At 60.8% G+C, this 12,318-nt stretch carries 12 protein-coding genes; 2 read left to right on the top strand and 10 right to left on the bottom strand.

All coding sequences use genetic code 11. The annotated features are described in order from the left end of the window. Nucleotides 1-390 precede the first annotated feature (390 nt). Nucleotides 391-1,146 carry a type I methionyl aminopeptidase gene (map, locus tag NTD89_RS03055; protein WP_145165666.1) on the bottom strand — a complete coding sequence of 252 codons (756 nt, stop codon included), beginning with the start codon at nt 1,144-1,146 and terminating at the stop codon, nt 391-393. Then, on the bottom strand, nt 1,146-1,346 hold the full coding sequence (locus NTD89_RS03060; RefSeq protein WP_003190946.1) for a ParD-like family protein: 201 nt from the start codon (nt 1,344-1,346) through the stop codon (nt 1,146-1,148). The genes map and NTD89_RS03060 overlap by 1 nt, the downstream gene beginning before the upstream one ends. Nucleotides 1,347-1,617: 271 nt before the next feature. On the opposite strand from NTD89_RS03060, the gene ilvA reads away from it, so the two are divergent. Further along, entirely contained in the window at nt 1,618-2,640 is a 1,023-nt protein-coding gene (ilvA, locus tag NTD89_RS03065) for a threonine ammonia-lyase, biosynthetic (protein ID WP_262206412.1), read from the top strand. Nucleotides 2,641-2,860: 220 nt separating this feature from the next. Next, nucleotides 2,861-3,124 (top strand): DUF1652 domain-containing protein, encoded by a 264-nt coding sequence (locus NTD89_RS03070; RefSeq protein ID WP_145165664.1) that lies wholly within the window; start codon nt 2,861-2,863, stop codon nt 3,122-3,124. A 90-nt stretch (nt 3,125-3,214) separates the two neighbouring features. Here NTD89_RS03070 and NTD89_RS03075 read toward each other — a convergent pair whose 3' ends face one another. From NTD89_RS03075 to NTD89_RS03110, 8 genes are all read right to left on the bottom strand, one after another. Then, a complete protein-coding gene (locus NTD89_RS03075) occupies nt 3,215-3,484 on the bottom strand; it encodes a DUF2790 domain-containing protein (RefSeq protein WP_262206413.1) in 270 nt (89 codons plus the stop codon). A 221-nt stretch (nt 3,485-3,705) separates the two neighbouring features. Next, nucleotides 3,706-4,644: a carbohydrate kinase family protein gene (locus tag NTD89_RS03080; protein WP_262206414.1), complete on the bottom strand. Its 939-nt coding sequence runs from the start codon at nt 4,642-4,644 to the stop codon at nt 3,706-3,708. Nucleotides 4,645-4,656: 12 nt separating this feature from the next. After that, nucleotides 4,657-6,138, bottom strand: coding sequence for a xylulokinase (gene xylB, locus NTD89_RS03085; protein WP_262206415.1), 1,482 nt, complete (start codon nt 6,136-6,138; stop codon nt 4,657-4,659). A gap of 139 nt (nt 6,139-6,277) precedes the next feature. Next, entirely contained in the window at nt 6,278-7,759 is a 1,482-nt protein-coding gene (locus NTD89_RS03090; RefSeq protein ID WP_262206416.1) for a mannitol dehydrogenase family protein, read from the bottom strand. A 16-nt stretch (nt 7,760-7,775) separates the two neighbouring features. Continuing rightward, entirely contained in the window at nt 7,776-8,879 is a 1,104-nt protein-coding gene (locus tag NTD89_RS03095; protein ID WP_262206417.1) for an ABC transporter ATP-binding protein, read from the bottom strand. A gap of 39 nt (nt 8,880-8,918) precedes the next feature. Continuing rightward, on the bottom strand, nt 8,919-9,749 hold the full coding sequence (locus NTD89_RS03100) for a carbohydrate ABC transporter permease (RefSeq protein ID WP_016968929.1): 831 nt from the start codon (nt 9,747-9,749) through the stop codon (nt 8,919-8,921). Nucleotides 9,750-9,759: 10 nt separating this feature from the next. Next, nucleotides 9,760-10,686, bottom strand: coding sequence for a carbohydrate ABC transporter permease (locus NTD89_RS03105; RefSeq protein ID WP_106577881.1), 927 nt, complete (start codon nt 10,684-10,686; stop codon nt 9,760-9,762). Between the two features lie 175 nt (nt 10,687-10,861). Then, nucleotides 10,862-12,145 (bottom strand): ABC transporter substrate-binding protein, encoded by a 1,284-nt coding sequence (locus tag NTD89_RS03110; protein WP_371924143.1) that lies wholly within the window; start codon nt 12,143-12,145, stop codon nt 10,862-10,864. Between the last annotated feature and the right edge of the window lie 173 nt (nt 12,146-12,318).

A 12,318-nucleotide genomic window follows, 5' to 3' on the forward strand; every position in this document is an offset into this window, starting at 1 on the left:
CGCCCCGCCCCCCCCCCCCCCCCCCCCCCCCCCCCCCCCCCCCCCCCCCCCCCCCCCCCCCCCCCCGCTCCCACAAGTTGACCGAGTTCACCTACCAGCACCGCAGTGCTTGGCTTTTCTGTGGGAGCTGGCCGAGTACACACGACCCCCATCTACCTGATGCACAGAGATCCAACTGTGGGAGCGGGCTTGCCCGCGAAGGCGGTGGTTCAGTCAGCTCATGTGGCACTGGCACACCGCTTTCGCAGGCAATCCAGCTCCCACATTAGAGTGGGTTCAGCTTCCAAAATCAGGCCGCCTCGGCTTTGCTTGTGATCTAACCACTCAACTGCCGTCACCCCAAAAATGGGTATGCCCCAGCACCAGCCGCCACACCCACATCTACACGCCTCAATCCGTTACCTGCAAGGTAAGCACCTCAAACCCGTCGGCCGTTACCGCCACGGTATGCTCCCACTGCGCCGACAGGCTGTTGTCCTTGGTCACCACCGTCCAGCCATCTTTCAAGTCGCGCACCTTGGCGCTGCCCTGGTTAAGCATCGGCTCGATGGTAAACACCATGCCTTCACGCAACTCCAGGCCGGTGCCGGGGCGGCCGAAGTGGAGGATTTGCGGTTCTTCATGCATCTGGCGGCCGATACCATGGCCACAGTATTCGCGCACCACGCTGTAGCCGTTGGCCTGCGCATGGCTCTGGATCGCATGGCCGATATCACCCAGGCGCGCGCCCGGTCTGACTTGGCGAATGCCGGCCCACATGGCTTCAAAGGTCTGTTCCACCAGGCGCCGCGCCTTGGGCGCCACGGTGCCGATCATGTACATCTTGCTGGCGTCAGCGATAAAGCCGCCTTTTTCCAGGGTGATGTCGATGTTGATGATGTCGCCGTCCTTGAGAATAGCCTTGGCGCTGGGCATGCCATGGCACACCACCTCGTTGATCGAGGTGTTGATGCAGAACGGATAGTCATATTGCCCCAGGCTTGCCGGGCGGGCTTTGAGGTCGTTACGAATGAACGCCTCGACGGCGCTGTCCAGCTCCAGGGTGGAGCGGCCGGCGGCGACAAAGCCGTCAAGCATGTCGAAAACCTGGGCCAGCAGGCGTCCGGATTCACGCATCACTGCCAGTTGGGCGGCGGTCTTGATCATCAGCTGCGCCCCCGGATCAGGTCGGGCTTGTCCAGCAACAGCTTGTTGATCAGCTCGTTGTAGGGCAGGTGTGGGTTGAGTTCGGCGAGCAGGCCGATCTTGATCCAGAACTCGGCCTGGGCGTTGATGGATCGGTCCATGGCAGCGCTGGCCAGGCGAAGTTGTTCGTGCAATTGGTCGGTGATCTTGACGATGCCCATGACGTTCACTGTGTGGTGTTGATATACAAAGCGTATACGTTTCGTATGCTGGCCGTAAACCCCTGCCGGAGAATGGGTAGTTGGGCATTGACGTGGCCGGTGAGTGGCGGTTAATTTCGTGACATGACATTTCAAGCCTTCCGCAGCCAGCCAAGCATTATTACCGCCATTCCTCATTTGGCGGGATAGCACACGGCTGTACCCAAACCCGCCCTAGAGGCGGGTTTTGTTTTTCCGTCTCAGGGCCCTGTAAAAAAGCCAGGAGATACCCATGAGCATGTGCCCCGTCCCCCACACCGCTGATACGGCATTGCTTGAACACTATGTGAAAAAGATTCTCGCCGCCCCGGTATATGACCTGGCAGTGCGCACCCCCTTGCAAGCGGCACCGGCGCTCTCGGCATTGCTGGGCAATCAGGTGTTGCTCAAGCGCGAAGACCTGCAGCCGACTTTTTCTTTCAAAATCCGCGGGGCGTACAACAAATTGGTGCAGCTCACGCAGGCGCAAAAGGCGCGGGGCGTGGTGACGGCGTCGGCGGGCAACCACGCCCAAGGTGTAGCGCTGGCGGCGCGCGAATTGGGGATCAAGGCAAGCATTGTGATGCCGTGCACCACGCCTGAGCTGAAGGTGCTCGGCGTTCGCTCCCGAGGCGCAGAAGCGGTGCTGCACGGTGAGAGCTTTGCGTTTGCCCTGGCGCATGCCCTGCAATTGGCCGAGACCTCGGGTTGCACCTTTGTCTCGCCGTTCGATGACCCGGACGTGATCGCCGGCCAGGGCACCGTGGCGATGGAAATTCTGCGCCAGCAACAGGGCGCGCTGGACGCGATCTTCGTGCCGGTGGGCGGAGGCGGTCTGATCGCGGGGATCGCGGCGTACGTCAAATACCTGCGGCCCCAGGTGCGCATCGTCGGTGTCGAACCTGAAGGCTCCAGCTGCCTGTTGGCGGCGCTGCGCGCGGGCGAGCGCGTGGTGTTGCCCAGCGTGGACGGGTTTGCCGACGGCACGGCGGTGGCGCAGATCGGCGCTTATGGTTTTGAAATCTGCCGCGACTGGGTGGATGAAGTCATCACTGTCAGCAACGACCAGCTGTGCAGCGCGATCAAGTTGATCTATGACGATACGCGTTCCATCACCGAGCCGTCCGGGGCCCTGGCGGTAGCAGGCATCCGCAAGTACGTGACGCAAAACGCGCTGCGTGGGCAAACCTTGGTGGCGGTGAATTCCGGGGCAAATATCAACTTTGATAGTTTGCGACATGTTGCAGAAAGAGTCGCAGCGCAGGGTTCAAATTAGTGCATAACCGTTTAATCAACGCTGTTCGCCGAGAATTTGCACGCAGTTCCCAGACTTATATAACCGCGCGTGCCGCTTATGAGGAAAAGTTACAACGAGAATGGATTTTGCCGAGTACGCTGGTGATTGTAAGCGTCTTCCAGGGTCGGTAAGACGTGGCAGACACGCATCTGCCGGACATAACAATCTGTTGGCAGTCTCATGAAAGGAGAGGTTGGCCATGCTTTCGGAATTAGAACTTCGCAGTATTATTGAAGGAAGTTTCCTGCCTAAACGGTGCGAATGCACCAAAGCCGAAGATGCTTCGTTGACGATCAAAGTCTATGACGACCGTGACCGCGACCGAGTGGATTTGGAAGTAAAAGGTATAAACGCTGACAAACTCGACAGCAGTCGAGCCATTTGCAACCTGATCAGCGGGTTGCGTGAAGACCTCAAGCACACCCATTCGCCCGCTCTGCAAAGAGTGGGAGGGCGCGGCTAGTCATCAGGCCTTGTGCGAGGTTGAGTCACTGGGGAACTGCGGGCCTGGTAGAGGCCAGGCCCAATACGGTTCTGTCGCCAGTGTGAGGAATCAATTCTGGAAATCGCAGGCTTCGGACATTTTCCGGTAGCCGACGTCTTCGACTTTGCCCGCGGTGTCGACAAACTTGATATCGGCGTTGATAACTTTGCAAACGTTGGTGTCGGTTTCATGCATCGCAATCACCGTTTTAACGTTCATCGGCATGCCGTACTGGTAGGGCACCGGTTTGGACGCTGTGGCTTGGGTATCTGCCTGGGCCAGGCCCGAGACGGTTGCCAGCGCCAATGCGCCGCCAAGCATCAAAGTGCGCAGTTTCATGGTAGTTCTCCGCAAGTGGGTACACCTTCACTCTCGGCTCGCGGAATTAACCATCGATTAATTTTGCCTTGGCTGACAAAACCTTCATCTTTTTTACCAACGCACGGTGTTGGCCGACATACAGCCCAACGCGTTGGATGTACCCGTCGCGGTCGGCAGGCTTTGCTCGCCCTGACGCTGACTGCAAGCCACGAAAATACGTGGCCTGCAGTCATGGGCAATCAGCCCAGCTGAGCGCGGTACGGCAAGTCCGGCCCGGTCTTGCTGCACGTCAGGGCGGCGGCGCGAATGGCGAAGTCGAGCATGCTGTCGATCTGCTCGCGCGACAGCTGCTGCAGGCCCTCTACGGAGTCAAGCTGCTGCTCGGTCAGCCAGGCAATCAACGCCGCCTGGAAGGTGTCACCGGCACCCACGGTGTCGGCCATCACCACCTTGACCGCTGGTGCAGACCAACTGCCGTGCTGGCGACTGAACACCGTTGCGCCGTCGCCGCCTCGGGTCAGAAACACCAGTTGGCAACGGTGCTGCAACCAGCCTTGCAGCACGCTTTCCGGTGACTGGTCGGGGTAGAGCAGGTGCAGGTCTTCGTCGCTGACTTTGATCAGGTCGGCATGCTTGACCAACTCGCTCACCCGATCACGCCACAGTTGGATATCCGGCTGCGGGTTGAGCCGCACGTTGGGGTCCAGGCTGATCAGGCGTTTGCCGCTTTCGCGCTTGACCAGGTTCAGCAGCGTGTCGCCGATGGGTTGCACCACCAGCGAAAACGAACCGATGTGCAGCCCGCGAATTTCATGGCCCAGCGTGGGCAAATGCACCACCCGCAGTTGGCGGTCGGCGCAGCCTTCGCCGCGAAAGCTGTATTGCGGTGAGCCATTGGCGCCCACCGCCACCATCGCCAGCGTGGTCGGCGCAGGGAATTCCACCAGAAATTGCTCACTCACACCCTCGTCCTTGAGCACTTGCAGCAAGCGCTGGCCGAGAAAATCATTGGACAGCCCGCCGAACAACGCGGAGTCGATGCCCAGACGGCGCAAGCCCACGGCCACGTTGAACGGCGAGCCGCCGGCAATCGCCTTGTAATTGACCTTGGACGCCTGACCGCTGGCATCCTCCTCGCTGAAAAAATCAAACAGCGCTTCGCCACACACCAGATACATAGTCGTTCGCTCTTAAAGGGTTGCCACGAGTTGTTGATAGCGCTCGTAAGCGTGTTGGTAGGCACTGACACTGGCCGCCACCGGCAGCGTGCGGCTAGCCGGGTCGACGCTGACGCATTTGTCGCACAAGCTGGCCAGGGACTCGCCGGACTGGCTCCACGCCGCCTGGATCGCCGCGCCCAGGGCGGCGGCTTCGCTTTGTTCGGTGCAGACGACTTCGGTGTTCATGATATCGGCGACCATCTGACGCCACACCGGGCTTTTTGAACCGCCGCCGATCAGGCGGATGCGCAGGCTTTGCAGGCCGGTCTGGCGCAGCAGGTCCAGGCCATAACGCAGCCCAAAGGTAGTGCCCTCGACCACCGCACGGCAGAGGTTGGCGCGCGTCAGGTTGGTCATGGTCAAGCCGTGCACGCTGCCGGTGGCGTGGGGCAGGGCGGGCACACGTTCGCCGTTGAGAAAGGGCAGCATGCTGACGCCGTCGGCGCCAATCGGTGCCTGGGCGACCAAGGCGTTGAAGGCGGCCAGGTCGAGGTCGAACAGTTCGCGTATCACGCCGGTGGCGTTGGTCAGGTTCATCGTGCAAATCAACGGCAGCCAGCCGCCGCTGGAGGAGCAGAAGGTCGCCACCGACGCTTGTGGGCTCACAGTCGGCTGATCGGCAAACGCATACACGGTGCCCGACGAACCCAGGCTCATGGTGATCACGCCGGGCGCGATGTTGCCGGTGCCGATGGCGCCCATCATGTTGTCGCCGCCGCCGCTGGAGACGCGGGCGTTGGGGTTGATGCCCAGGCGTTCGGCGATGGTGGGCAGGATCGTGCCCACGCTTTGATTCGCCTCGATCAGTTCAGGCAGGGCTGCTTGCAGGCGGCCGCTGGGGTCGATGTGCTGAAGCAGCGCCACGTCCCATTCGCGCGTGCGCACGTTGAAATAGCCGGTGCCCGACGCATCGCCAAATTCTGCAACGGCGCGGCCGGTGAGCCAGAAGTTGAGGTAATCGTGGGGTAGCAAGATATGCGCGATGCGTGCGAACACGTCCGGGTGCTGCTCGCGGGTCCACAGCAGTTTGGACACGGTGTAACCCGGTGCAATCGCCACGCCGAGGCGTTCCAGGGAACCGCTTTCGCCACCCAGGTGTTGCAGCAGGCGGTCGTTTTCCGGCGCGGTTTCGGTGTCGCACCAGAGTTTGGCCGGGCGCAGCACCTGACCCTGGTCATCCAGCAGCACCAGGCCGTGCTGCTGGCCGGAAACGCCGATGCCGAGTATGTCCTGGCCGTCCACGCCGGCCTGCTGCAAGGCGCGGTGCGTGGCTTCGGTAAAGGCGTCCAGCCATTCCTGGGTATGTTGTTCGCGCCGGCCATTGGCGCCACTGATCAGCGTGTGGCTGGCGGCGCCCAGGCCCAGTACCTTGCCGCTTGTGGTGTCGAGGACGATAGCTTTGGTGCCTTGGGTGCCGCAGTCGATGCCAAGGTAAAGGTTTTGCTGGGTCATGGTGGAGTGCTCAGCAGTGTTGTTGTTTTGGATTGAAAACCCGATCAACGGTGGGAGCGGTTTGCCCTCGAAAGCAGTGGGTCAGTGAAGGGCATTTGACTGATACACCGCCATCGGGGGCAAGCCCCCTCCCACAGGGTTAAGCCGGTTTCTTCAGGAGGTGCTGCAGGGTTGCGGTAACGCCGTTATCGCGAAGGCTTGCATAGCACCGCTCAAACGCTGCCACAAACTCGGGAGAGTTGGGAATAGCCTTGCCAAAAATCTCCTCCACACCCAGCAACCGCTGGCTGATCAACGCATCATCGCTCACCAGTCCCTGACAGAACTCCGCGCGCGGATCAGGGATTTTGTAGCTCACGCCATTCTCATCGACGCCCTTCAAGTACAGCGCCCAGGCCGCGACCACCAGCGCCGCGCGCTCGGTCTCACGCCCATCGGCAATCAAGCGATTGATGGTCGGCACGGTGAACTTGGGAAACTTCGACGACCCGTCCGAACACACCCGCTCCAACTGGTCGGCAATCGCCTGATTGGAGAAGCGATCCACCAGGGTCTGCTTGTACTCGGTCAGGTCGATGCCCGGCACCGGCGCGAGGTTGGGTGTGACGTCCAGGTCCATATAGGCGCGCATATAAGCCACAAACACCGGATCGTTCATGGTCTCGTGCACAAACCGGTAACCCTTGAGAAAACCCAGGTAAGTCAGGGCCAGGTGGCTGCCGTTGAGCAGGCCGATCTTCATCTCTTCGTAGGGCGTGACGTCATCGGTGAACTGTACGCCGACCTTTTCCCAGGCCGGGCGTCCATTGACGAACTTGTCTTCCAGCACCCACTGCACAAAGGGTTCGCAGACCACCGGCCAGGCATCGTCGATGCCATGGTCGTCATGCAGCTGCAAGCGGTGGGCGGTGCTGGTCATCGGCGTGATGCGGTCGACCATGGCGTTCGGGAAGCTCACGTTGGCCTTGATCCACGCGTGCAGCTCGGCGTTGTGCAGGGCGGCGAAGGCCAGCAGCGCTTTGCGCGTGACGGCGCCGTTGTGCGGCAGGTTATCGCAGGACATCACCGTAAACGCCGGCACACCGGCCGCGCGACGCTGGGTAAGCGCCGCGCAGATAAAGCCGAACACGGTTTTCGGCGATTCGGGGTGCGCCAGGTCATGCTGGATCTGCGGCAGGTGGGCCATGAACTCGCCGTTGCTGTCGTCGATGCAGTAGCCGCCTTCGGTGATGGTCAACGAAACGATGCGAATCTGCGGGTCGGCCAGCTTGTCGATCAACGCCTGGGCGCTGTCTTCGGCCAGCAGCATGTCGCTGATCGAGCCGATCACGCGCACTTCGGTGTCGTCGGTATCGCCCAGTTCATACAGGGTGAACAGGTAATCCTGGCCAGCCAGGTCATCGCGAGCCTTGCGGTCTTCAGCGCGCAGGCCGACCCCACAGATGCTCCAGTCGAGGCCCTCGCCCGTGTTCATCAATGCATCGGTGTAATACGCCTGGTGCGCGCGGTGGAAACCGCCGACGCCGATATGCGCGATGCCCTGCGTGGTGCTGGCAATCGCATAGGCCGGGATCTTCACGTGCGGCGCCAGTTGGGTCAGGTTCTGTTTATTCAGTTTCATCACAAATCTCGCGAAATCAGGCGGCAGTGCGCAGTGGACGGGCCACGGCCACGCCGTCGGTGTCGAACAGATGGCAGTGCGCCGGGTCCAGGTGCAGGTGCAGGGTCTCGCCGTACTGGCTGGCCATGTCACCACGAATGCGCATGGTCAGCGGCTCGCCGTTGGCGGTGATCACGTGGCAGAAGGTGTCGCTGCCCAGGCGTTCGCCAACGTCGGCGGTGACGGTCAGCGTGGTTTGGCCGGGCGAGGCGATTTCCAGGTGCTCCGGACGAATGCCCAAGGTCACCGCGCTGCCGACGCTCAGGGTGGCGCCGCTCAATGGCAAGCTGATGGTGGTGCCAGCGTCCAGTTGCACGTCGCAGCCCTGGCCTTCGACGCGGGTGACTTTGCCCTTGAGAAAACCCATTTTCGGCGTGCCCAGAAAACCTGCCACAAACAGGTTGGCCGGCTGGTGGTACAGCTCCAGCGGCGAGCCGACTTGTTCAATGCGGCCGCTGTTGAGCACCACCACTTTGTCGGCCAGGGTCATGGCTTCGACCTGGTCGTGGGTCACGTAAATCATGGTCGCCTGCAGCTCTTTATGCAGGCGCGCGAGTTCCAGGCGCATCTGCACGCGCAGGGCGGCGTCGAGGTTGGATAGCGGTTCATCGAACAGGAAGATCTTCGGGTTACGCACAATCGCGCGGCCGATGGCCACACGCTGGCGCTGGCCGCCGGACAACTGTTTGGGCTTGCGCTCCAGCAGCGGGCCGAGCTCGAGAATGCGCGCCGCTTCGCTGACCTTGCTTTCCACCAGCTTTTTGTCGACGCCGGCCAGGTCCAGGGCAAACGACATGTTCTTGCGCACGCTCATGTGCGGGTACAGCGCGTAGGTCTGAAACACCATCGCCAGGTCGCGCTTGGCCGGGGTGACTTCGGTGATGTCGCGACCATCCAGCTCGATGGTGCCTTCGGTGACTTCTTCAAGGCCGGCGATCAGACGCAGCAGGGTGGATTTACCGCAGCCCGAGGGGCCGACGAAGACCACGAATTCCTTGTCGTTCACTTCCAGGTCGATGCCCTTGATGATGGAAAAGCCTTCGAAGCCTTTTTGCAGATTCTTGATTTTCAGGTTGGCCATGGGATGGGCCTCCGCTTTGAATTTTTTATTGAAAGACCGTTATTTCACGGCGCCGAAGGACAAACCGCGCACCAGCTGTTTCTGGCTGATCCAGCCGAAAATCAGGATCGGCGCGCAGGCCAGGGTCGACACGGCCGACAATTTGGCCCAGAACAAGCCTTCGGGGCTGGAGTAAGAGGCGATCAGCGCGGTCAGCGGCGCGGCATTCGAGGAGGTCAGGTTCAACGACCAGAACGCCTCGTTCCAGCACAGGATCAGCGACAGCAACACCGTGGAAGCCAGGCCACCCTTGGCAATCGGCAGCAGCACGCGGACCATTTCCTGCCACAGCGTGGCGCCATCCAGGCGGGCGGCTTCGAGGATGTCCTTGGGAATGTCTTTGAAGTAGGTGTAAACCATCCACACCACAATCGGCAGGTTGATCAGGGTGTAGATGATGATCAGCGCAATGCGCGTATCCAGCAGGCCAAAGCTCTTGGCCAACAGGTAGATCGGCATCAGCACGCCCACCGGCGGCAGCATCTTGGTGGACAGCATCCACAGCAGCGTGCCCTTGGTGCGCTGGGTTTCGTAGAACGCCATGGAGTAGGCGGCCGGTACCGAAATCAGCAGGCACAAGGCCGTGGCGCTGAACGAAATCACCACCGAGTTCCAGGCGTAGGCGAAGTAGTTGCTGCGCTCGTTGATGTGCAGGTAGTTCTCCAGCGTCGGCGTGAAGATGAACTGCGGCGGGGTGGCGAACGCGTCGATTTCGGTCTTGAAGCTGGTCAGCACCATCCAGAAGATCGGGAAGAAAATCAGGATCGCGATGGCCCAGGCCAGGGTGCCGAGCAACAGGCTTTGCAGGCGGCGAGATTGTTGAAGCGTCATGGCGCGGCCCTCAAGGCTTGTCAGTCAGGTTTTTGCCGATCATCCGCACCAGGATGATCGCCGCGATGTTGGCGATGACCACGGCAATCAAGCCGCCGGCCGAGGCCATGCCCACGTCAAACTGCACCAGCGCCTGGTTGTAGATCAGGTAGGCGAGGTTGGTCGAGGCGTAACCCGGGCCACCGTTGGTGGTGGTGAAGATTTCGGCAAACACCGAGAGCAAAAAGATCGTTTCGATCATCACCACCACGGCAATCGGGCGCGCCAGGTGGGGCAGGGTCAGGTGCCAGAAGATCGCGATGGCGCCGGCACCGTCCAGGCGTGCGGCTTCCTTTTGTTCCTGGTCCAGGGACTGCATGGCGGTCATCAGCAGCAGGATGGCGAAGGGCAGCCATTGCCACGACACAATGATGATGATCGACAGCAACGGGTAGTGCGCCAGCCAGTCCACGGGCTCGGCGCCGAACAGCTTCCATACGGCGGCGAGAATCCCCGACACCGGGTGGAAAATCAGGTTCTTCCAGATCAGCGCACCGACGGTGGGCATGATGAAGAACGGCGAAATCAACATCACCCGCACCACGCCACGGCCGAAAAACTCACTGGCCTCAAGCAGGGCGCTGATCAACACGCCGAACACCACGCTGATCAACAGCACGCTGCCCACCAGCAGCAAGGTATTGGTGGCGCCGGGCAGGAAGCCCGAGTCGGTGATGAAGTACGTGAAGTTTTCCAGGCCCACAAATTGGTTTTCGCCGGGGTAGAGCAGGTTGTAGCGGATCAGCGAAAAGTACAGGGTCATGCCCAGCGGCACGATCATCCACAGCAGCAGCAAGGCCACCGAGGGGCTGACGAGGAACCAGCCGGGGTTGGCCAGGCGGCTTTTGCGCGGCTTTTCAGGCGCGGCGGTTTGCACTTTGGCAGTGGTGGTATTCATAGGATCAGAACCAGTCAAGTACGTGCAGAGCGAGAGTCGAAGCGCGGTCAGTGTGGGAGCTGGCTTGCCTGCGATGGCATCAACTCGGTTTAAACAGAAAGACCGAGGTGTCTGTATCGCAGGCAAGCCAGCTCCCACATAAAGCAGGTCCCACATTTACAGGGGGACGCCTGCTTTACTTGGGATAACCCGCCCGCTTCATTTCACGCTCGGTGGTGGTCTGCGCGGCGGTCAAGGCTTGATCCACCGTTTGCTGACCGGTCAGCGCGCCCGAGAAGAACTTGCCGACTTGGGTACCAATGGCCTGGAACTCAGGAATGGTCACCAACTGAATACCGATATACGGCACCGGCTTGAGGGTCGGTTTGGTCGGGTCGGCGACTTTCAGCGATTCCAGCGTTACCTTGGCGAACGGTGCGGCCTTCATGTATTCGTCGCTGTAGGTCGACTTGCGCGTGCCTGGCGGTACGTTGGCAATGCCGTCGGTCTTGGCCACGAGCTGGCTGTATTCCTTGGACGTCGCCCAACTGGTGAAGACCTTGGCGGCGTCCTTGGCTTTGGAGCTGGTGGGGATCGCCAGGCTCCAGGAGTACAGCCACGACGTGCCCTTGTCGGTCGTCTCGTGCGGGGCGAAGGTGAAGCCCACGTGGTCGGAGACCTTGCTCTGAGTCTTGTCGGTGACAAACGAGCCGGCCACGCTGGCATCGACCCAGATCGCGCACTTGCCGCTGTTGAACAGCGCCAGGTTTTCGTTGAAACCGTTGCTGGAAGCGCCCGGCGGGCCGGATTTCTTCATGTTGTCGACGTAGAAGTTCAGCGCGTCCTTCCACTCGGGGCCGTTGAATTCGGGTTGCCACTTCTCATCGAACCAGCGCGCGCCGTAGCCGTTGGCCAGGGTCGTGATCAGCGCCATGTTCTCACCCCAACCGGCTTTGCCGCGCAGGCACAGGCCGTACTGCTCTTTGGTCTTGTCGGTGAGTTTGGCCGCGAATTCGCCGATCTGGGTCCAGGTCGGGTGCTCGGGCATAGTCAGCCCGGCGTCCTTGAACAGGTCGGTGCGGTAGTAGGTGATCGAGCTTTCGGCGTAGAACGGCAGGGCGTACAGCGAGCCCTTGACGGACAAACCGTCACGCACCGAAGGGAAAACATCATCGAGGTCGTAGGACGCCGGCAGATCTTTCATCGGCTCCAGCCAGCCTTTGGCGCCCCAGAGTGCGGCTTCGTACATGCCGATGGTCAGCACGTCGAACTGTCCGCCCTGGGTGGCGATGTCGGTGGTCAGGCGTTGGCGCAGCACGTTTTCTTCGAGCACCACCCAGTTCAACTTGATGTCCGGATGCTCGGTCTCGAACGTCTTCGAGAGTTTTTGCATGCGGATCATGTCGCTGTTGTTGACGGTGGCAATAGTCAGGGTTTGCGCGCCAAAACTGACGGCGCTGAGGGTCATGCATACAGTCATGCAAGAACAGGCAAGCAGCGTTTTTGCTGTGAACTTCATCGCGCACTCCATTTCTGCGCCCAGGGGCTACAGAAGGACAGTTATTGTTGTTGTGTCTTCCCACGAACAGTCAGGAAGAGTGTGCGTTGATTACAGCCTTCAAATGGGGTTATGACAAATCCTTGGGCGCACTT

The organism is Pseudomonas sp. 14P_5.3_Bac1, assembly GCF_025466135.1.
GTDB lineage: Bacteria > Pseudomonadota > Gammaproteobacteria > Pseudomonadales > Pseudomonadaceae > Aquipseudomonas.